Source organism: Hymenobacter sp. M1-2, from assembly GCF_057808495.1.
This window is the reverse complement of sequence record NZ_JBTYZO010000007.1, coordinates 21,185-39,990: the sequence shown is the minus strand read 5'-3', so window position 1 is coordinate 39,990 and position 18,806 is coordinate 21,185. Positions and strand designations below refer to the sequence as shown.

The window sequence follows — 18,806 nt, the reverse complement described above, 5'->3', positions numbered from 1 at the left end:
TTTTATTGCCTCTTAAGTCGCTATTCTACCGCCTATTTTTTTGATCTTGCGAACCTATGCGTACCGCTCTGTTTCGCCACTGTCCACCACTTGCGCTGCTTCTATTGCTGTTGCCGTCGCTGTCGACTACCGTGCAGACGGCGACGCCCGGCTCGGCGCTGCCGGCGCGCCGGCCCCTGACTGAAACGGCCTGGCTGGACCAGCTAATTCAGCAGTCGGCGGTGCTGCGGCAGCACCATGTGGGCGTGCACGTGGCCGATGTGGCTACCGGCGAGCCCGTGTTTACGCTCAACGACGACCGGTACTTCACCCCAGCCAGCACCATGAAGCTGTTCAGCCTCTACGCCGGCCTGCATCTGCTCCCCGCCGACTCGCTGCCCAGCCTGCGCTACGTGCTCCGGCACGACTCGCTGGTATTCTGGGGCACTGGCGACCCTACGCTGCTGCACGGCGACGTGCCGAGCCGCCGCGCTTTTACTTTTCTCAAAAGCCGCCCCGAAAAGCTGTTCTACGCTACTATTCCCTGCGTAACCCCTTACGGCTCCAGCTGGGCCTGGGACGACTACAACTACTACTACCAGCCCGAGCGTGGCCCCTTCCCGATTTACGGCCATACGGTGCGGTTTTATGCTTCCGTCGGCCAGTCCCGTCCCCGCGTGCTGCCCCGCGACTTCCAGGCCAGCACCAGCCCCATAGCGGCTGGTACGCCCAACCCCGCCGACGACCACGTGCGCCGCGCTTTGCTGGAAAACAAGTTTTCATACTTCCCTATCACCAAGAAGTGGGTTGATGAAACGCCTTTCCGCACCACCCCCGACCTGCTGCGCCAGCTGCTCCGCGACACACTACGCCGCCCGGTTGGGGCGCTGCCCTTCCGCCTACGCCCCCAGGACAGCGTACACGTGCTGCGCGGCCTGCCCGTCGATTCTTTGTACCGCCGCATGTTGCGGGTGAGCGACAATTTTCTGGCCGAGCAGCTGCTGCTCATGTGTTCGAGCCGGCTCGGCGAAGACTCGTTGAGCACCAGCCGGCCCATTCGGGTGATGGAGAAACTGTTTCTGGCCGATCTGCCCGACGCCCCACGCTGGGTGGATGGCTCCGGCCTCTCGCGCCTCAACCTCGTGACACCCCGCACGCTGGGCGCCTTGCTCCTGAAACTGCACCGCGAAGTACCCGAAAAGCGCCTGCTCAATCTACTGGCTACCGGAGGCGGCCAAGGCACGCTGCGCCGCCGCTACCGCCCCACCGCGCCTAGTGGGGCCTGGCTCTGGGGCAAAACCGGCACGCTCACCAACAACCACAACCTCGTCGGCTACCTGCGCACCAGATCGGGCCGGCTGCTGGCTTTCACCTTCATGAACAACAACCTGCCCGGCGACGATGCGCCCGTCCGTAACGAGATGGAGAAGATTCTGACCCAAGTACGGGAGCAATGGTAAGTGGCACAAGAGCATTACCTGGGTGCATTTTCTCTTCAGCTAGCCGGACCTGGAGTTAAAGCAATTGCAGCGTTACGCCGGCGTTGGCTAACTGAAGGCGGGCGTTGCTGACTTGCTGGTCGGGGTTTTCGGGGCCGAAGAAGCGGCTTGGCACTACCAGCCGCTGCGGCCGGGCGGCTACGGCGGTAGCTAGCACCTCTGGGTTGATGCCGGCCAGCGCCAGCCACAGCAAGCCGTCCGCTACCTCATGCACTTCCAGGCCCGCTATGTTGCGTCGTGCCACGGGCATTGATAGCGGCAGAAGGTCTTGGCCACCAGTCATTTTCAGGAGTAGTTCCGTGAGCACGGCGGGGTTGGCGTCAGTTTGGCTGCTGGCTCGCAATGGCTCCTGAAACAGCTCCAGCTGGGCCAGTAAGTCCGACGTGGAGGGCACGTGGGGCTGCCAGGTGCGGAAATTGGAATAACCGAGGCGGTAGCAGCGGAAGCCGGTATTGGGCACGAGGCCATCTAGTTCTGAGCGCGCGGCGCGCAGCTTTTCACTCACTTTCCGAAGTCGGGCGCGGGTGATGTCGGCGATGGTGTGGTAGCCAGCCTGGTAAGCCGCGTTGTCGGCTTCCACGGCTTCGGATAACTGCACCAGCAGAAACCGCCGGTTACCGCCGTCCTGCTCATTCAGTTCCAGCACGGCCTGGCCGGTAGTGCCGGAGCCGGCGAAAAAGTCCAGAATTAGGTCGTCTTTTTCGCAGCAGAAATTGATGAGGTACTTAAGCAGCGAAACCGGCTTCGGATAGTCGAAAACCTTCACGCCGCCAAAGAGCTTGGTCAGTTCGCGGCCCGCTTTTTCGGTGGTGTCCACGCCCACCGAGTGGTCAATGAGATTGGGGGGTACTTCTGCGCCGTAGCTGGCCTTTTTATAAGAGAGAACCAGGTTTTTAGACAAGGACAGCCGCGTGCCGCGGGCTATTTCCGCTTCGAGTTTTTGCTGCGTCCAGACGAAGCGGTTGCGGAAGCTGACGGTGTTACCGTTGTAGCGGCTCCGCACCAGCAGGTCGTTGAGCAGCTCGTTGGGGTACTTTTCGGTGCCGTAAGTGCCGGCCGGAATCGTGGCGTACTCGTCGTTGATATGAAGCCAACCGGGTTGGAAAACCAGCTCCTTGAAGGTATTGTGCGTCTTGGTCAGTGGGTCGTCGCTGGGGCTGACTTTGGCTAGCCCTTTGAATTTTTTAAGGTTGCCGCCTTTCTGGTAGCATAAGATGTATTCGATATTCTTCTTTATTTTTCTGGATAGATTGGGCGGCGTGGCCGACTTAAACCAATTCCATTGACCCACGAAATTCTCTTCCCCAAACACTTCATTCAGCAGCAGGCGCAGGTTGTGTACTTCGTGGTCGTCGATGGATACGAACAGCACGCCGTCTTCGCGCAGCAGATTGCGACTCAGGTAGAGGCGAGGCCACATCATGGAAAGCCAGGCCGAATGGTACTGGCCACTTTCGCGGGTGTTCTTTTTCCAGAGGTCCTGCTTGTTGAGGAAGCCGTTTTCGTCGCGTTGGCCGGTGCGTTTTTCGTAGTCAGCGCGGCGCTCAGAATAGTCGTCGGGATACACGAAGGAGTCGTTGCCGGTGTTGTAAGGCGGATCAATGTAGATCATCTTGACCTTGCCGAAGTAGCCGCGTTGGAGTACGCGCAGCACCTCCAGATTTTCGCCTTCGACGAACACGTGGCCGGCGCTGTCGAAGTCCAGGCTGCGCACCGGGTCGGGGAGGAGCGTGGCGGTGCTTGGGCGCTGTACTTCGCGGCGGGCCTCGGCCTTGCCGGCCCAGCGCAGTTCGTAGTGCTCGGGGCCGGTGGGAGCGAGGGCGCTGGCAGTATGCAGCACGGTCCGCAGCCGGTCGAAATCTACGCGGCCTTCGCTCACTGCTTCCGGAAAAATCTGTCGGATACGAGCCGCGCCATCGGGGCTGGAAGTGTGCATAAGGCTATAGGTTTGATAACTATTTGTTACAAATATGAATCAAATATAGCAAGTATTGACATAAAAGTGACAAATATTTGGAACTACGGCGCGGACACAATCTTGCCACTTTTGTCTCACTCAACTCTGACAGGATATGACTATGCAACACCGCGGTGAAGTCGTGGCCGCGGCCGTAGCGAAAAGTGGAATGAAGCTGAGCCAGCTCCACCGGGCGCTAGGCATCAGCCGGCCCACGCTGTACCGTCGTTTCGACGACCCCAACTTGAGCTTCGACTTTATCAAGCGCGTCGGGCAGCTCATTCACTACGACTTCGCGCAGGATTTCAAGGAACTGGCCGCTCCCGCCGCTACTACGCTGGTGGCCGAGCCCATTGCGCCCTACCAGCTCGATAGCCTCGACGACTGCAAGGACAAGCTGCTCTACGTGTATGGGCTCTACGCCGAGATGATTCAGCGCTACAACGCCCTGCTAGCCGACCGCGCCAACTGAGATTAGCCGCCCAGACTTTCGCCAAAACTCGGCCGTAAAGCACGAGAAGACTGCTATTTTAGCGCCTCAACCTAGCTTTGTGCCGTGACCAAAAACTACTACCGCTTTGCTTTGGGCCTACTTCTCTGGGCCAGCCTCCAGGCGTGCCAAAACCCACCCAAGCAGCCCGCGGAGGCTTCGGCGCCCGCAGTAGCGCCGAAGCCCGGCCGCACCATCGCGGCGGCCGCACCTAGCTCCACACCCGACTCCGTGCAGCAGTTGGCACCCTTTATTCCGGCGGGCTACAAACTGCTGGATACGACCAACGGCGACCTGAACAAGGACGCGTTTGCGGATAAGGTGCTGGTACTGCAAGCACTAGACGCCGACACGACCATGGCGGGCGACACGCTCAACCGGCCGCTGCTGCTATTGCTAGGCCAGCCCGACCACCGCTACCAGCTAGCCGGCCGCAACGACCACGTGGTAATGTGCTCCAGCTGCGGCGGCATGATGGGGGACCCGTATCAGGGAATTACCATCAAAAACGGGTTCTTTTCCGTGGAGCACTACGGTGGCAGCGGGTGGCGCTGGACGCACATCACCACGTTCAAATACGCGCCCTCGGAGAAGACGTGGTACCTGCACCGCGAGGGTGGCGATAGTTTTCACGCCGCCGAGCCCGAGAAAGTGGAAACCCGGGTGAAAACCGTCCGGGACTTCGGCCGCGTGTCGTTCGAGAAATATGACGGCAAAGAGAACGAAGCTGGCGAGTAAGGAAGTGGCTGCGGAAAGGAATTTCCCTCAACCGAAACGAAGAACGTATACTCTGGTGCCGCCGGCTTTATTTGGTGGCCGTATCTTGTGTACCGAATATTACGCGTTGCTTGTATGTCGCCCATCATCAAAACCCGCCACAAAGCCGAAGCAGAGGAGGCGCAGCGCCGCTACTACTGGAGCCTAACGCCGTATGAGCGGTTGAGTTTGGCCGTAAAGCTGAACCGGCAGGCCCGGGCTATTTATGAGGCAAATCCAGCCAATCCGCCCCGGAATAATTCCCTCATCGATGGAAGACGAGTACTTAAATCTACTTCGCCTATTCCACGAGGAAAAGGTTGAATACGTAGTGGTAGGCTCTCTCCCTTGAACATAACTTACTGTATTACCCAAGCCAACCCGATACAGCTTCTCCCGGCTCTATTACTCAAAACTGTTTAAAGCTCCCATATTAATACTCTGTTCTTATGTATGCATTACTATTACTTGACGAAGGATCTGCCATAACTAACACAGTAATACTGCTTAAAATATTAATAGTTGCGCTACTTTATGCAGCATCATTATTTTTTCTGTTTTACAAATGGCGCAAATCTGAATTGAAACCTGTAGGGGTCTGCATCGCATGTTTTCTGGCTTTTATTGGGTTTCGCATGTGGCCAGGACCAGATATATATGGAGCTTATAATAGAGCAGAATATTTCTTGGTTTTCTTCCTATGTATTCCTTTACTAGCAGCAGGTTTTATATATTTTTTCGTCTGGAGATCATCCAAGAAGTAGTTTGATTTCATAATAAAAAATCGCAAAAAATTACTTCTTCAGGCTATACTGGATATTGCTCAGCCTCTCTTACCGCGCTTGCAGCAGATAAATCTACTACACAGCGATTTTTATCTAGAATTGGGGTGGAACGTTGCCACACTGTTGAATGGCAGTTTGATGCCGTTACAGACGATACTATCAAACCGCCGCTAATGCGCAACGCGCCGTTCGAGCGCTGGCTCGTTTTGGCTACGACAACGGAGAGTTTGCAGAAGCGGATTTCACCACGGTGCCCAACTTCCTTTCTTTTGCCTCCGGTGAGGCTTGGATAGATTTGATGACGCAGATACCCGGCGTGAGTTTCGATGATTGCCTGACTGGCAGCTTGGAAATAGCATTTGCGGATGTCCCGGTGCGGTACGTTGGGCTGCACGCCTTGCGCGAAACAAAGCGTGTTACGGGCCGGCCACAGGATTTACGCGACCTAGAGAACTTGCCTCTTTAAAGCCAGTATTCTCAACTTTCTCTACTATAGGCGGCACCTTCTCAAAGGGTGGCAACAGGTTTTATGTCTCCGAGTCCTAATTGGTGGCCACAGGCCGCTCTACTACGAAGGTCAGGTGGAGCAGACCCGTTACGACGCCCGCCGTGCTACTGGAAAACAGCCCTCCGAGGTTAGGTACAGTACTTACCGACTGCGTTACGCTGACGATTTTCCACCCATCCTTTAGGAAAGCCATAACGGGCGAATCGGCTCCGAGCACGCCTTTAAATTGTGCGCTGACGGGATACGTGTCGAATACAACGGCTTGTTCTTGCTGAGCCATAAACCAGGTGATTAACGTGAGTGAGTGAACAGACTACTTATTTCGTTTGTGATGGGCCAACTGTCCGGCCGAAGTGTGAACCTCAGAAAGCGGACGGTTAGTAAGACGTGGGAACAAATCCGGCTTGGGCAAATGCCGCTTTAAGTTGCGCTTGAAATTCCGGCAGAGTTTCCGGCACAGCTTCGGGATTTGTGATGGATTCAACGCGGTCAATGTATGGAAGCCAGTTATTGGAAGATGAGCGGCCGTGCCGCCACACCTGCCAGGCTTCCGTCACAGAAGCGCTAAAGTACAGCGGCTCCAAATTACCAGTTACCAGCCATTGCAGCTTTGCTATGTCCGTTTTGTCGGCGCGACATTCCTTTCGTAGGGCTTCCACGGCCTGCAAGCGGGCGGCTTCATCAAAATCTGCGTGCTTGAGCAGATACAGCAGGTCGAACAAATCTTTGAAGCGGGGCCGGACGAGGGACTGATGCAGCTTCCAGGCTACCTGCAAAGCAAGCGGCGTAGTGTTCGGAATGATGAAAGGCTCGCCTTGGAGCGGACGGTACAGCAGGGGCACGCTTGGTACGTCCAGCGGCAGATTGAACGAGACATCCATGGAGAATCCTTCGAATTTCTCGCCGTTCACCCAGCACAGCAAATCGGTGTTGATAGTCGGAAAATCATCATCCATGGCGTATTCTATCATGCGCCAGAAGGCATTTTGGCTGAAACTACGGAACACCACCCCGTCGTTCTGCCACAGCTCCGTAGCGCGAGTAGCCCAGCCATCGAAGAGCGTTTTAGCATCTTCGGCACTTTCCACGCGGTTCATGTATACCCAGTCCAAGTCGTTAGGCATACGGTCGGTGAGGTTTTCGAAGTACTGCCGGGTAACGTAGCTGCCCTTCAGCATAAACGGCATATCCAGCTCCGCCGCACGGCGAATGAAAGCTTCGTAAGCCAGGATTTCGAGGGTTTGGGCGTCGGACAGGGGCATAGAAAAAGAGCTTATTGCGGCAGCCACCCCACGTCGAGGGCCGTGTTGGTATCATAGAGGCAGCATTCCGACTCCTGCTTGAGTAGCGGCCAGTGCTGGTGTAGAGCAGCCGTCAGTGCCGCTACGCGGGCCCGAAAAACGCCGACATCCCCAAACTCCCGCAACGTAATAAAACGGGTGTTTGCCTGGTCTTTGAGCGCGTTGCGAGACAGATGAGCCTTGTGGGCCACACACAGCGCCAGCAGCGCATCGGCCCGCTCATAGGCCACCTTGCCATGCCATTCGAAATAAGGAAGATGCGCGGAGTCTTCCCGCAGTGGCGCCAAATGACTGTACTGAGGCGCGGTTTCAATCTTGATTCGGGTTGCTGGTAATTCGTGTACCCCAAAAAACGCCGCATCCGCGGTGGCAATGGCTAAAGCTTCTTCCAGGCTCTGCCGCTGCACCACTTTGCTCAGCATGAGCTGCGTAGCCACCGCACCCCGCGCCAGCTCTATAAGTAGCGGCTTGGCTTGCAACTGCTGGCAGATTTCCACAAACGAGGCCAGCCGAGTAACTGGCAACGCTTCAACGGTGATATGAATTTCAAACGGATACATACCAAACCTTTTCTGGTTGAGAATCTGCCGCTACTACCCTAATACAGCACCCGAAACTTAATAGTGTGTTCCACTTTGCGCAGCTCGCCAATCACCTCTTGCTCGTATTCTTTGTCGATGTCGGTGATGACGTAGCCGATGTGCTCGTTGGTTTTGAGGTACTGGCCCAGGATGTTGACGTGGTGGGCGGCCAGCACGTTGTTGATGCGGGCCAGCACGCCGGGCACGTTAGCGTGGATGTGAATGAGGCGGTGCGCCTGCTGCTCGGGCAGTTGAATATTGGGGAAATTGACGCTCTGCTGCGTGTTGCCGGTGTTCACGTACTGCATAATTCGCTCCGGCACGAACTCCGCGATGTTGCGCTGCGCCTCGGCCGTGCTGCCCCCGATATGAGGCGTGAGCAGCACGTTGGGCAGGCCGCGCAGCTCGCTCTCGAAGCTTTCGTGGTTGGTTTTGGGTTCGTAGGGAAATACGTCGATGGCGGCGCCGCCGAGGTGGCCTGAGCGGAGCACGGCAGCCAGGGCTGGCACGTCTACCACGTGGCCGCGGGCGTTGTTGAGCAGGATGGCGCCGGGCTTCATCATGGCCAGCTCGGCGGCTCCGATGAGGTTGGTGTTGGCCGCGCGTCCGTCCACGTGCAGGGTCACGATGTCGGCTTGCTGGAGTAGTTCCTGGAGCGTGCGGCACTTCACGGCGTTGCCGAGCTGAAGCTTTTCGGCCACGTCGTAGTACAGCACCTGCATACCCACGGCTTCGGCCACCACCGAGAGCTGCGAGCCAATGTTGCCGTAGCCGACGATGCCGAGCTTCTTGCCCCGGATTTCAAACGAACCTTTGGCAGACTTATCCCACTCGCCGCGGTGCATCTTGGGGTTTTTTTCGGGGATGCGACGGGCCAGCACGATGATTTCGCCCAGGGCCAGCTCTACCACCGAGCGGGTGTTGCTGAACGGCGCATTGAACACGGCCACGCCCTTTTTCATGCAGCCCGTGAGGTCAATCTGGTTGGTGCCGATACAGAAGGCGCCCACCGCAATGAGGCGGTTGGCGGCGTCGAGCACGCGCTGCGTCACCTGCGTTTTGGAACGGATGCCAAGGATGCTCACACCCTCAATCTGCGCCACCAATTCGTCCTCGTCGAGGCCGCCAGGCACGGTGTCTACCTGGTAGCCTTCCTGCCGGAACAGCTCGGCGGCGCGCGGATCGGGGTTTTCGAGGAGAAGGACGCGGATGCGGTTCTTAGGATAGGAGAGCGTCATCGGAAGCTTGTTCTGGTAGAGAAATTCGTCGAAAGTAGGCAGCACCTCGTCGGCGCGGGCCACTACGGCGTCGCGGGTTACGTTTTCGGTGAAGGCGTAGAAGCGGTTGGCCAGGCCAGCCTCGCGGATCTGGTAGTCGGTGTAGCCATCACCGAGCACGTACACGTCGCCGGCGAGGTCGAGCTGGCGGAGCTGCTCGATTTTGCCCCCGTCGCGGCTCAGAATGTTGTTGGTGTCGAAGCCGGTGATGCGGCCGTCGGGGGCGAAGGTGAAGGTATTGGCCAGCACGAAGTCGGCAGCAATGCCGTATTCGGCCACCACGGGCTCGATAAATTCCCGGAAGCCGCTGCTCACGATGTAGACCCGCCCCCGGAACTGCTCGAAGAAAGCGCGGTTGCGAGCTATGCTCTCCGACACCTTACCCCGCAGCCGTTCCACAAGCAGCGGCAAATGTTCCCGCCGCGCCGGCAGCAACGCCAGTCGCTGCTTCAAGGACTCCGAAAAATTCAGCTCCCCGCTCATGCCCCGGTCCGTGAGGGCGCGGATGTCGCCCACCACCTTTTCGCGGTCGGGGTGACCGGTGAGGGCAATGTCGGCTAATTCATCAAGACCTTCCACCTGCGTGAAGGTGCTGTCGAAGTCGATAATGAGGTAGGGAAGCGGCTGCTGTAGGTCGGGCATAGCGGAAGCAAGGTAGGGCAGAATCGGGTGAGGGGCGCATAAAAGAATAGCTATTCGGGCTTGCAGAGGGAGTTATAGCACTTCTCCGGTCGGTGTACCGCTTCGTTCTAGCGCCGGGCCTCACCCCCCGGCCCCCTCTCCAAAGGGAGAGGGGGAGCCTAACGACAACAAGGGTACACCGACTGGAGATGTGCGGTAAGTCAGAGTTAGCTTACCCTTACCGCGGAGCAATATCGGACGGAAATCCTTTCCTTGGACCCGGAATTTCAACTGCCTCCCGATGAGACACTTCACGCTTTGGGTGGGCCTGTGCATAAGCTTAGTAACCGTAGTAGGACCCGCTGCCGCCCAGAAAACCGCCTTCCGTACCCTGGACGGGCGACGCCTGCTGCCCGCCGACATCGACCGGACCGTGCGGCAGCTCATGGACTCGGCCAAAGTACCGGGGCTGGCGCTGGCTTTGCTCGAAGACAACCAGGTGCGTTACCTGCGTACGTACGGCTCGCGCGACCTGAGCAAGGCGGCTCCGCTGGAGCCGCAAACGGCCATGTACGGAGCCTCGCTCAGCAAAGCCGTGTTTGCCTGCCTCGTGATGCAGCTGGTGCAGGAAAAGCGCCTGGACCTCGACAAGCCGCTGTATCAATACCTAAGCAAGCCGCTGCCGGAGTACGAGGACTACCAGAGTCTGGCCGGCGACGAGCGGTGGCGGCTGCTTACGGCCCGCATGGCCCTCACCCACACCACCGGCCTGCCCAACTGGCGCTGGCTGGACCCGGATGAGAAGCTGCGCTTCAAGTTCGCGCCCGGCGCCCAGTACTGGTATTCCGGCGAAGGGCTGCAACTCTTGCAGCTGGTGGTAGAAACCATTACTGGGCAAGGCTTGGCTCAACTCAGTGAAGAGCGGCTGTTCAAGCCCCTGAAACTAACGCGCACCAGCTACGTGTGGCAGCCCGCCTTCGAACAGAACTACGCCATTGGCTACGATGAGCAAGGGCAGCCGCTACAGAAACGCCGCCGCAGCAAAGCCCAGGCCGCCGGCTCCCTCGAAACCACCCCCGCCGACTACGCCGCTTTCCTGGCCGCCCTGATGCAGGGCCGGATACTATCGGGGGCTACGCGGCAGGAGATGACGCGCACGCAGGTGCGCATTCCCTACAAAAGCCAGTTCGGCCCGCTGGCTACGGTGGCGGCACCCGACAGCAACCGCACCATCAAGCTAGGCTACGGCCTCGGCTGGGGCACCCTGGACTCACCCCAGTACGGCCACGCCTATTTCAAGGAGGGCCACGATGATGGCTGGGAAAACCACAGCGTCGTTTTTGCCGACCAGAAGAAGGGCTTGCTGCTGCTGAGCAACAGCTCCAACGCCGACAAAATCTTCAAAGAGCTGCTGGAAAAGCTCCTCGGCGACACCGCCACACCCTGGCGCTGGGAAAACTACGTGCCCTACAACTACGTTGAGAAGTAGCCGCTCCGCCCTGGCGGCTTGCGCCACCTGCGAGCCCCAGCGGGGCGGTATATTAGTAGCTCCGCCATCAGACAAGAAGAACAAAAGCCCCAGCGGGGCGACACGCGGGAAGCCAGGTGTCGCCCCGCTGGGGCTTCATCTAGTGTTATGGTCTTCTTTTCTACCGATATGTCGCCCCGCTGGGGCTCGCAGGTGGCCGTTTTACATCGTGGGAGTAGTTGATTGTGCGGCAGCGGGTTTCAACCTCCGCCATATCCATTTCTGGCGGTGGCAGTACACCGGATAGGCGCAAATCAGCAACACACGGCATGGCACAGCAGAAACGGCAACGAGAATTTATCTTGGAAGAAGCAACAATTCAAAGCATTGAAGAAGGCGGCGTAGAGACGCTGCTGCTGCAAACCAACGCCGGCCAGATGATGGCGCGCTTGCATCCGGCCGAGGCAGGAGCGGCGGCGGTAATATGGGTAGGTGGTGCGGGCGGGGGCCTCGATGGACCTGCCTGGGGCATGTATCCACGCCTAGCCCGGCAATTGGCTACAAAGAGTGTTGCTTCGTTGCGCTTGCACTACCGCAAGCCAAACCACCTTGAAGACTGCGTGCTGGACACCTTGCTGAGTGTGCAGTATCTAGTGCAAGAGCGAGGCTACGGCGCTATTGCGCTGGTGGGGCATTCTTTTGGCGGCGCTGTGGTAGTGAGTGCCGGTGCGCTGAGCGAGGAAGTCACGGCGGTGGTAGCCATGAGCAGCCAAACCTACGGCACCGACCTGGCCCCGCAAGTAAGCCCACGCCCGCTGCTCGTGCTACACGGCACCGCCGATGAAATCCTCTCCGACGCCTGTTCGCGCAACATCTATGCCCGCGCCAAGGAGCCCAAGGAAATCCTGCTCTACGAGGGTTGTCGGCACGGGCTCGACGAGTGCCGTGAGCAAGTAGACGCCGATGTGGTACGGTGGCTCCTTCAGCAGCTAACCGCCGCTAGTCAAACGCAGGAGTCAGTATAAGCCATGCTGGTGCAGGCCTGGGTAAATATTTTTTCCTCTGTTATCGGCTTTACGCGGTCAGGCAAAAAGGAACGCACCCAATAGCTTCTGTAAGAGTCTGATAAGTGAATAAAGGTCTCATATCTCCCGTTTTCCGCTCTTACCGGGCCTTAATAGGTAGCAACTCCCGCATGGTTTGGTCCACTGCCGTCCATAGGGCGGGGGTGGTATTGAGTATTTCGAAGTGGCCCACCTTGGGTAGCTTTAACAACCGCACATCGTCGCCGGCAGCCTGGGCGAGGCGGGCAAAGTCCCGGGATTGACGCGCTGGCACTATGGAATCTTCAGTGCCTTGCATGAGCCGCAGAGGCACCCGCAAGGGCAGCAGATGGGTGGGCGAGGCCGCCGCGTACCGCTCTGGCACTTGGACCGGCTGGCCACCCAAAAACCGAGCAACGGCAGCGTTGCAGCTACCGGGGTCGGTGGCGTAGCTGGCCAGGTCCATAATCCCAGCCAGACTCACCACACCTTGCAATTTCAACGGACTGGGCTGATAAAGCGGGCTGGTTTGCAGTATTTGCGGGCGCGCCGCCAGCCACAGCGCCAACTGGGCCCCAGCAGAGTGACCTAGCACCACCACTTGGTCGGGCAGCAACGGATGTTTCTTGGCTAAGTCTCGGACGAAATCGGTGCCCATGCCTACGTCCTGGAACGTGCCCGGCCATCCACCGCCCTCATTACCCACCCGCCGATACTCCAGATTCCAGGTGGCATAGCCCGCCCGGGTGAGAGCCAGGCTAATAGAATCCAGGGTGTGCAAGTCGTACTGCGCCAGCCAGCAGCCGCCATGCACGAGCACCACCACCGGAAATGGCCCGCGCCCTGTTGGCAGGCGCAACTCCCCATACTGCAAGGAATCGGGCCCGTAGTGGAGGCGCTGACCCGTGGCGAGTGCAAGAGCAGGCGGTGCAGTAGTCTGTGTCGGTGCGGACCCACTCAGCCAAATACCAAGAAAGACAAGCAACAGCAGGCCAAGTCGCCTCATATATAGATGGTCTCAAATGAATGGTGGGGCCAAACATACGAGAAAATGCACTATTACGGCGCAAAAGCTCGAACGGGGCGTGCAGAGCCACCCCGGCTTTGCACGCCCCGGCCTAAGTGCGCGGAATATCCCCCTCATTTAAAAGACCATAAACAGTTACCGTAAACGGAGCAACTCGCGCGTGGCACTTTCTTCCGGACAAATCAGGCGCACGTAGTAAAGTCCAGCGGCGTGGTTGGGAACCTCGAAACCTACCTCGTGCGAACCAGCAGCTTGCGGCTGATCCACTAACAGAGCTACGCGGCGGCCTAGCGCGTCTAGCACCTCTAGGTGCACGGCGCCAGCGCGGGCCAGGCTATAACGCAGCGTGGTATGAGCCGTGAAAGGGTTGGGAAAACTCGTCAGCGTGACGGAAACCGGGCTGGCAGCCGTGGTGGCCAGCGGCTGGCTGAACTCGTAAGCGCCCAGATCGGGCAGCGCACCCACCACGCGCGGGTTGCCGGCCAGGTCGGTGGTAGGCAGCAGATTAGTCCCGGCAGCTGCGGTGCTGCTGCCGGGCTTGCACACAGCGTTGGTTTCGCGTATCGCTACTCCACTGGCAGTGATTTGGCGTCCAGGCTGGAAAAACAAAGTATACAGACCTGTCAATACGCGTTTAACCGAACAATAGGATCTAAGCTGCGGATTGTACTATTTCGGACTTGCCAAACAGGAGGCGACTTTTCAAAACCACTGTCAACTCAACTCTTCCTAGCGACTATCAGCGTAGCCACCGGAACGCAGGCCTCAGCTGATGCGCTTGGCATCGCAGGCGGGCAGCCAAGCATCGTGGCCGCACACGCTGCACGCGGCTTGGCTGTCGGGGGCTAGCTGTTGCACGTGGCCGCATTGCGCGCAGGTGTAGGAGCCGGCCGTTGCTACGCGGCGCTGGGCTTGTTGCAGCCGTTCGGGCCAGATAGGCAGGCCGGGGCGCACGTCCAAGTCGTCGAAAAAGTAGACGCTCACGTTGCCAGTGGCCTCGATGTAGGCGCGGCGCACCTGGCCGAGGTGTTCAACTTGAAATTGCCGCAGCTCCCCGAATAGCTCTTTTTGGGTTAAATTCTGATTGTTGAAGTTTTGCATCTGCACCTGGCCGTCTTCGATGAGCAGCACGGGCGCGCCTTCCAGCCAGTCGCTGAAGCGGGGAAACTTCTCGGTCAGGCGGTTGAAGAGCAAGTACAAGCCCGTCACCATCACGAACACCACCACCACGTGCAGCAGCGCTACATCGTGGTAGAACATAGCATCGCCGGCGGCGGACCCCAGGGCCAGGATAATGCTCAGCTCGAAAATAGATAACTGCCGCACCCCGCGCCGCCCCGTAATGCGCAGGGCCCCAATAACCAGCAGATAAGTGATAAGACAGCGAAAAGCCACTTCCACTAGAAACAGTGGCGGCGCATCGTCGGTCCATAAGACGCGTTGCCAGTCGAATGGGTCTATGGGAGCAGCGAGGAGCATGGGCTGAACACTAGGGTTTTTCACCCTAACGCGATAAGCAATGGTTCAGTTAGGCTCCGCCGTGTATTTAGTCGCCGCCGAGGGCTGGTACCGGCGCCAGCGGCAACACCAGATGCTGCGTCGTGACGGCAAACCCCAGGGCCTGCCAGAAGCGCAACGCCACCGGATTCAGCACGGCCACTTGCAGCTCCAGATGGTCGGCGCCTTCGCTTATAAGCCAAGCCTGGGCCCGTCCGAACAAGGCCCGGCCTAGACCTTGCCGCCGATAATTTTCCACCACAATGGTTTCGGCAATGTAGCCGCGCCGGAAAAAGTGCATGCCACTGGAGCCGGTTTGGTAGGTGGCCAGCAGCAGCCCGGCTAGCCCATTGGTGTCATCGGCCACGAACACGCGGGTATGCGGCTCGGCCAACCGCTCGCGTAGCACCCGTTGCAGCTTGTACCCGGCCGTGGCATGGTAGCCGAACACGGGATGGTAGGCCTGGTGCTGGTCCATGAGCTGGCACCAGAGGCGGTAGAGTTCGGGCAGGTCGAGCGGTGTGGCAATGCGAATGGTCATGGACGGCAAATGCAATAGGTAGTGCTATGGCAGGGGCAAGGCAAGCCAGCCGCTTCAAAAAACGGACGGCTCGCAAGTTAACGCCAGCTCACAGGTTGGAGGAGCCCAAGTATTCTCGGCAAACAGGACAGGATTCGGCGGGGTGAAGTTGCTGGCTTGAACGGGACTCAGCTACCAAGCAGAATTCACCTCTTACTTGCTTAAGGTAAGGGTTGCGACAGATTTTTGACGACTCCCCAACGATTTTTCACCTTGCTGAACAAAGCATAAATGATGCGCGTTTAGTGTAATATTTGCTACAAAATCAGTTAGCTGTGGCACGCCCCAAGAAATTCGACGAGACTGAAGTCCTGCAAAAAGCCATGCGCGTGTTCTGGCGACAGGGCTACGCTGCTACTTCCATGCAAGACTTAGTGGCGGCCATGGGCATCAATGCTCCCAGCCTCTACGATACCTACGGCAGCAAACGGGACCTATTTATTCGGGCGCTGAAGAATTATCAGCAGGACCAGCAGCAGTGGCTTAAGAGCCTGACAACTGGCCAGCAGCCGGTGCGTGCCAGCATTCAGCAGGTGCTAGAAGCCATGCTGGAGGAAAGCCTGACTGATTCCGAGCGCAAAGGCTGTTTCATGGTCAATACCACCACCGAGCTGGCCAACCAGGATGCCGACATTTCTTGCCTGGTAGCCGACAACGAGCAAAGCATGCGAGGCATGCTGGCTTCCTTGATTCAGCAGGGGCAGGCCACTGGCGAATTGGCCAGTCATCAGGACCCCCAAGTGGTGGCAACGTACTTGTTTACAGTTATCCAGGGTTTGCGCGTGACGGCTACTACAAATCAAAATAGGGCGCTATTACAGGCAACTATTTCTTTGGTGATGGAGAGGCTATAATTTTTTTATCCCTTTTTGTATCGTTCATTACAAAATGATGATTAGTTTTGTATCGAACATTATAAAACATGACAACATGAATCGTCTGCAAGGAAAAGTCGCCGTAATTACCGGGGGTAACAGCGGCATCGGTTTGGCTACGGCCAAAGAGTTTTTAGCCCAAGGAGCACGCGTGGTCATCACGGGTCGCAATGCCGCCGCCATCGACCAGGCCGTTGCCGAATTGGGCGAACGGGCCTCTGGCATTATCTCGGACACCAGCAAGCTCGATGACGTGCGCCGCTTGCCCGAGCAAGTGAAAGCTCAGGTGGAGCGCATCGACATTCTGTTCATCAATGCCGGGATAGCCAAATTTGCTCCGCTGGCGCAGATGACGCCAGAACTCTTCGACGAGAGTATGGACATCAATTTCCGAGGTGCCTACTTCACCATTCAGGCGCTGGAACCGCTGATTAACAACGGCGGGTCCATCATCCTCAACACGTCCATCAACGCCCACATCGGCATGCCGGGGGCCAGCATTTACGCCGCCACCAAAGCAGCCCTCATTTCCTTGGCCCGCAACCTGTCGGCCGAGTTGCTGCCGCGTGCCATTCGAGTCAATGCCATCAGCCCGGGCCCGGTCGTGACGCCGCTGCACAGCACCGATAAGCTAGGTATTTCCTCCGATCAGCTCCAGCAAATGGGCGAGAGCATCATCAAGCAGGTGCCCGTCGGCCGGTTTGGTACGTCCGAAGAAATTGCTAAAGCCGCCCTGTTCTTTGCCTCCGACGACTCCTCTTTCGTGCTCGGTGCCGAGCTTATCGCCGATGGCGGCATGGCCACGCTTTAAGCCTGTTTTGGCATTCGTACACAGCTTGGCTTGCCAGCCATAGAGCAGATACTTTAATGGCTTCCATTGCCTAGGTGGTGCTGAAGTGAGTTGTGGGCTTGGTGGCGAAGCAATTGTAAACTGTCGGCAATGATTAACAGATCAGCATTGCCTTGACTTTGATTTTTCTACCTCAATGACTATCGTTTTTCAAGCCATTGTTGCAGGCTGCTGCCTGCTCTTGGCAACCGCCGCTGCCGCACAATCTGCTGCCACCAACGTGGCCTTGGCCCAGCGCGCTTTTGAGGCTTGGCAGGCCGGCGAAAGCCGCGGCGACTACGGAGCTTTCAAACAGTTGATCGGCAAAGAATTTGTTCTGTTTTCGCATCCCTTCGTTGGGCGGCATACGGGCGCGGCGGCCCGGCAGCAACTAGCCACCCTCATAGCGCAACGGGAAGAGGTGCCCGACCAGCTCACCATGTCTGAGGCTACCTATGCGGCGGCGGGGGCGGCGGTGTTTGTGCGGTTTCATTCTGTGGGCACCGTAGGCCAGCGTTTCCACTTCGACGGCTACAACGTCTTCGTATTTGAGTTTGAAAAGGGCAAGCTGACGGGGTTTTCCGAATTCTTGGGAATGGTTAAGTCCGAATGGTTTAAGTAAAGGGCAAGGCGAAAAGCCCAGAACCCGACCGGGACGAACTCTCGTCCCGGTCGGGTTCTGGGTTAAGTAGCCAAACTGGCGCCGTGGCTAGGCCGCAAAGGGAACCAGAGCGCGCACCTCGACGCTGGCTTGCGGATACTTCAGCACCGGGCAGCTTTTACTCAGCGCAATAGCTTCCTCCAGGCTCTCGGCCTTGCAAATGAGGTAGCCCACGGCCAGTTGGCCGGCTTCCAGGTAGGGGCCAGTTGCTACGCCGTGGTTGCTCACCACCATGCCCGCGTACTCCACCGGCTGGCTCGACACCAACTTGCCTTGCTGAGCGATACCGCTAATCCAGGCGCCCCATTTGGGCATGTCTTCCTGCATGTCCTGGGGAGTGGAAATGTACTGGCCGTTGCCGCCCACGTTGCGAAACAGAAGCAGGTACTCTTTCATAAAAGTTGACTGTTAGAAGTGAAAAAAAGGAACGACACAAAGGTGCGCGGCCCCCTTTTTCCTAGCCTTGATATATGTCAACGTTTCAGAGCCGGGCCTTAATGCGGCTCAAGGTTTCGGGCGAAATGCCCAAGTAAGAAGCCACCAGCCGGTTGGAAAGCCGCAATAAAAACCGGGGCTGATGCTCGCGCAACCACTGCACCCGTTGCAGCGCGTCCATGCCCACGAAGGTGTTGAGCCGGTAGATGGAGTTGGCGTAGGACAGCTCCAGAATCTGCCGGTATATCTGCTCGAACTGCGGTACCGACTCCAGCAAACGCTGAAAGCTGGCCCGGTCGATGGCCAACAAACCGGATGGCTCCACCGTCCGAAACGACTCGCGGGCGGGCTGCTGGTTGATGAAGCCAAAAATGTCGGTGACGAAGTTGTTTTCCAGCACCACGTCGCGGGTGGTTTCGGCGCCGTCTGAGGTAGTGGCGTAGACCTGCACCGCGCCGCTGGCTACGAAGTAGCAATTGCGGCACACCTGCCCGGCTTCTAGCAGCACATGATTGCGCTTTAGTTTGAGCGGTTTGAAACAGGCGAGTACACCCGTCAGCTGACTTTCGTCGCCGCGCACCCGCTCCCGAATAAACTCTTCCAAAACAGGCAGCATAGCATTGCAGGCAGGACCAGG

The 18,806-nt window shown here is 58.0% G+C and carries 20 protein-coding genes; 9 read left to right on the top strand and 11 right to left on the bottom strand.

The window, feature by feature from the left end; all coding sequences use genetic code 11:
• Positions 1-56 precede the first annotated feature (56 nt).
• On the top strand, positions 57-1,439 hold the full coding sequence (locus ACYSMN_RS08475) for a D-alanyl-D-alanine carboxypeptidase/D-alanyl-D-alanine-endopeptidase (RefSeq protein ID WP_488923431.1): 1,383 nt from the start codon (positions 57-59) through the stop codon (positions 1,437-1,439).
• Between the two features lie 55 nt (positions 1,440-1,494).
• On the opposite strand, the gene ACYSMN_RS08470 is transcribed toward ACYSMN_RS08475, so the two are convergent.
• The gene (locus ACYSMN_RS08470; RefSeq protein ID WP_488923430.1) at positions 1,495-3,414 is read right to left on the bottom strand and encodes a site-specific DNA-methyltransferase; all 1,920 of its coding nucleotides are present in this window, start codon (positions 3,412-3,414) and stop codon (positions 1,495-1,497) included.
• A 136-nt stretch (positions 3,415-3,550) separates the two neighbouring features.
• On the opposite strand from ACYSMN_RS08470, the gene ACYSMN_RS08465 reads away from it, so the two are divergent.
• From ACYSMN_RS08465 to ACYSMN_RS08455, 3 genes are all read left to right on the top strand, one after another.
• Positions 3,551-3,907: a helix-turn-helix domain-containing protein gene (locus tag ACYSMN_RS08465; protein WP_488923429.1), complete on the top strand. Its 357-nt coding sequence runs from the start codon at positions 3,551-3,553 to the stop codon at positions 3,905-3,907.
• 84 nt (positions 3,908-3,991) lie between these two features.
• Positions 3,992-4,663 (top strand): hypothetical protein, encoded by a 672-nt coding sequence (locus ACYSMN_RS08460; RefSeq protein WP_488923428.1) that lies wholly within the window; start codon positions 3,992-3,994, stop codon positions 4,661-4,663.
• A 114-nt stretch (positions 4,664-4,777) separates the two neighbouring features.
• Positions 4,778-5,005, top strand: a complete 228-nt coding sequence (locus tag ACYSMN_RS08455) for a hypothetical protein (protein ID WP_488923427.1) — start codon at positions 4,778-4,780, stop codon at positions 5,003-5,005.
• 1,003 nt (positions 5,006-6,008) lie between these two features.
• On the opposite strand, the gene ACYSMN_RS08450 is transcribed toward ACYSMN_RS08455, so the two are convergent.
• From ACYSMN_RS08450 to serA, 4 genes are all read right to left on the bottom strand, one after another.
• Complete coding sequence (locus tag ACYSMN_RS08450; RefSeq protein WP_488923426.1) at positions 6,009-6,254, bottom strand: hypothetical protein; 246 nt, start codon at positions 6,252-6,254, stop codon at positions 6,009-6,011.
• 97 nt (positions 6,255-6,351) lie between these two features.
• Positions 6,352-7,236 (bottom strand): nucleotidyl transferase AbiEii/AbiGii toxin family protein, encoded by an 885-nt coding sequence (locus tag ACYSMN_RS08445; protein WP_488923425.1) that lies wholly within the window; start codon positions 7,234-7,236, stop codon positions 6,352-6,354.
• Positions 7,237-7,247: 11 nt separating this feature from the next.
• The gene (locus tag ACYSMN_RS08440) at positions 7,248-7,835 is read right to left on the bottom strand and encodes a hypothetical protein (RefSeq protein ID WP_488923424.1); all 588 of its coding nucleotides are present in this window, start codon (positions 7,833-7,835) and stop codon (positions 7,248-7,250) included.
• A 38-nt stretch (positions 7,836-7,873) separates the two neighbouring features.
• Positions 7,874-9,775, bottom strand: a complete 1,902-nt coding sequence (serA, locus tag ACYSMN_RS08435; protein WP_488923423.1) for a phosphoglycerate dehydrogenase — start codon at positions 9,773-9,775, stop codon at positions 7,874-7,876.
• Between the two features lie 280 nt (positions 9,776-10,055).
• Between serA and ACYSMN_RS08430 the strand changes: the two genes are divergently transcribed.
• A complete protein-coding gene (locus tag ACYSMN_RS08430; protein WP_488923422.1) occupies positions 10,056-11,243 on the top strand; it encodes a serine hydrolase domain-containing protein in 1,188 nt (395 codons plus the stop codon).
• A gap of 308 nt (positions 11,244-11,551) precedes the next feature.
• Positions 11,552-12,247 (top strand): alpha/beta hydrolase, encoded by a 696-nt coding sequence (locus ACYSMN_RS08425; RefSeq protein ID WP_488923421.1) that lies wholly within the window; start codon positions 11,552-11,554, stop codon positions 12,245-12,247.
• Positions 12,248-12,386: 139 nt separating this feature from the next.
• Here the strand turns inward: ACYSMN_RS08425 and ACYSMN_RS08420 are convergent, their stop codons facing one another.
• The 4 genes from ACYSMN_RS08420 to ACYSMN_RS08405 all read right to left on the bottom strand — a co-directional run bounded on the left by ACYSMN_RS08420 (position 12,387) and on the right by ACYSMN_RS08405 (position 15,330).
• Positions 12,387-13,271 (bottom strand): alpha/beta hydrolase family protein, encoded by an 885-nt coding sequence (locus tag ACYSMN_RS08420; RefSeq protein ID WP_488923420.1) that lies wholly within the window; start codon positions 13,269-13,271, stop codon positions 12,387-12,389.
• A gap of 156 nt (positions 13,272-13,427) precedes the next feature.
• Positions 13,428-13,901, bottom strand: coding sequence for a T9SS type A sorting domain-containing protein (locus ACYSMN_RS08415; RefSeq protein ID WP_488923419.1), 474 nt, complete (start codon positions 13,899-13,901; stop codon positions 13,428-13,430).
• Positions 13,902-14,057: 156 nt separating this feature from the next.
• Positions 14,058-14,771 carry a DUF421 domain-containing protein gene (locus tag ACYSMN_RS08410; protein WP_488923418.1) on the bottom strand — a complete coding sequence of 238 codons (714 nt, stop codon included), beginning with the start codon at positions 14,769-14,771 and terminating at the stop codon, positions 14,058-14,060.
• 67 nt (positions 14,772-14,838) lie between these two features.
• Positions 14,839-15,330 (bottom strand): GNAT family N-acetyltransferase, encoded by a 492-nt coding sequence (locus tag ACYSMN_RS08405; protein WP_488923417.1) that lies wholly within the window; start codon positions 15,328-15,330, stop codon positions 14,839-14,841.
• Positions 15,331-15,644: 314 nt separating this feature from the next.
• On the opposite strand from ACYSMN_RS08405, the gene ACYSMN_RS08400 reads away from it, so the two are divergent.
• The 3 genes from ACYSMN_RS08400 (at position 15,645) to ACYSMN_RS08390 (ending at position 17,695) form a co-directional block, all read left to right on the top strand.
• The gene (locus tag ACYSMN_RS08400) at positions 15,645-16,223 is read left to right on the top strand and encodes a TetR/AcrR family transcriptional regulator (protein ID WP_488923416.1); all 579 of its coding nucleotides are present in this window, start codon (positions 15,645-15,647) and stop codon (positions 16,221-16,223) included.
• A 76-nt stretch (positions 16,224-16,299) separates the two neighbouring features.
• Positions 16,300-17,055: an SDR family oxidoreductase gene (locus tag ACYSMN_RS08395; protein ID WP_488923415.1), complete on the top strand. Its 756-nt coding sequence runs from the start codon at positions 16,300-16,302 to the stop codon at positions 17,053-17,055.
• A 175-nt stretch (positions 17,056-17,230) separates the two neighbouring features.
• The gene (locus ACYSMN_RS08390) at positions 17,231-17,695 is read left to right on the top strand and encodes a nuclear transport factor 2 family protein (RefSeq protein ID WP_488923414.1); all 465 of its coding nucleotides are present in this window, start codon (positions 17,231-17,233) and stop codon (positions 17,693-17,695) included.
• Positions 17,696-17,782: 87 nt separating this feature from the next.
• Here the strand turns inward: ACYSMN_RS08390 and ACYSMN_RS08385 are convergent, their stop codons facing one another.
• Together ACYSMN_RS08385 and ACYSMN_RS08380 are read right to left on the bottom strand one after the other, a co-directional pair.
• Positions 17,783-18,130: a YciI family protein gene (locus ACYSMN_RS08385; RefSeq protein ID WP_488923413.1), complete on the bottom strand. Its 348-nt coding sequence runs from the start codon at positions 18,128-18,130 to the stop codon at positions 17,783-17,785.
• Positions 18,131-18,215: 85 nt separating this feature from the next.
• Positions 18,216-18,785 carry a Crp/Fnr family transcriptional regulator gene (locus ACYSMN_RS08380; RefSeq protein WP_488923412.1) on the bottom strand — a complete coding sequence of 190 codons (570 nt, stop codon included), beginning with the start codon at positions 18,783-18,785 and terminating at the stop codon, positions 18,216-18,218.
• Between the last annotated feature and the right edge of the window lie 21 nt (positions 18,786-18,806).

Bases quoted from the DNA above. Each gene is read 5' to 3' on its own strand.
- ACYSMN_RS08410 (WP_488923418.1), bottom strand. From the start codon at position 14,771: ATGCTCCTCGCTGCTCCCATAGACCCATTCGACTGGCAACGCGTCTTA.
- ACYSMN_RS08380 (WP_488923412.1), bottom strand. From the start codon at position 18,785: ATGCTGCCTGTTTTGGAAGAGTTTATTCGGGAGCGGGTGCGCGGCGAC.
- ACYSMN_RS08475 (WP_488923431.1), top strand. From the start codon at position 57: ATGCGTACCGCTCTGTTTCGCCACTGTCCACCACTTGCGCTGCTTCTA.
- ACYSMN_RS08395 (WP_488923415.1), top strand. From the start codon at position 16,300: ATGAATCGTCTGCAAGGAAAAGTCGCCGTAATTACCGGGGGTAACAGC.
- ACYSMN_RS08390 (WP_488923414.1), top strand. From the start codon at position 17,231: ATGACTATCGTTTTTCAAGCCATTGTTGCAGGCTGCTGCCTGCTCTTG.
- ACYSMN_RS08470 (WP_488923430.1), bottom strand. From the start codon at position 3,414: ATGCACACTTCCAGCCCCGATGGCGCGGCTCGTATCCGACAGATTTTT.
- ACYSMN_RS08465 (WP_488923429.1), top strand. From the start codon at position 3,551: ATGACTATGCAACACCGCGGTGAAGTCGTGGCCGCGGCCGTAGCGAAA.
- ACYSMN_RS08450 (WP_488923426.1), bottom strand. From the start codon at position 6,254: ATGGCTCAGCAAGAACAAGCCGTTGTATTCGACACGTATCCCGTCAGC.
- ACYSMN_RS08385 (WP_488923413.1), bottom strand. From the start codon at position 18,130: ATGAAAGAGTACCTGCTTCTGTTTCGCAACGTGGGCGGCAACGGCCAG.
- ACYSMN_RS08405 (WP_488923417.1), bottom strand. From the start codon at position 15,330: ATGACCATTCGCATTGCCACACCGCTCGACCTGCCCGAACTCTACCGC.
- ACYSMN_RS08430 (WP_488923422.1), top strand. From the start codon at position 10,056: ATGAGACACTTCACGCTTTGGGTGGGCCTGTGCATAAGCTTAGTAACC.
- ACYSMN_RS08425 (WP_488923421.1), top strand. From the start codon at position 11,552: ATGGCACAGCAGAAACGGCAACGAGAATTTATCTTGGAAGAAGCAACA.
- serA (WP_488923423.1), bottom strand. From the start codon at position 9,775: ATGCCCGACCTACAGCAGCCGCTTCCCTACCTCATTATCGACTTCGAC.
- ACYSMN_RS08420 (WP_488923420.1), bottom strand. From the start codon at position 13,271: ATGAGGCGACTTGGCCTGCTGTTGCTTGTCTTTCTTGGTATTTGGCTG.
- ACYSMN_RS08440 (WP_488923424.1), bottom strand. From the start codon at position 7,835: ATGTATCCGTTTGAAATTCATATCACCGTTGAAGCGTTGCCAGTTACT.
- ACYSMN_RS08455 (WP_488923427.1), top strand. From the start codon at position 4,778: ATGTCGCCCATCATCAAAACCCGCCACAAAGCCGAAGCAGAGGAGGCG.
- ACYSMN_RS08445 (WP_488923425.1), bottom strand. From the start codon at position 7,236: ATGCCCCTGTCCGACGCCCAAACCCTCGAAATCCTGGCTTACGAAGCT.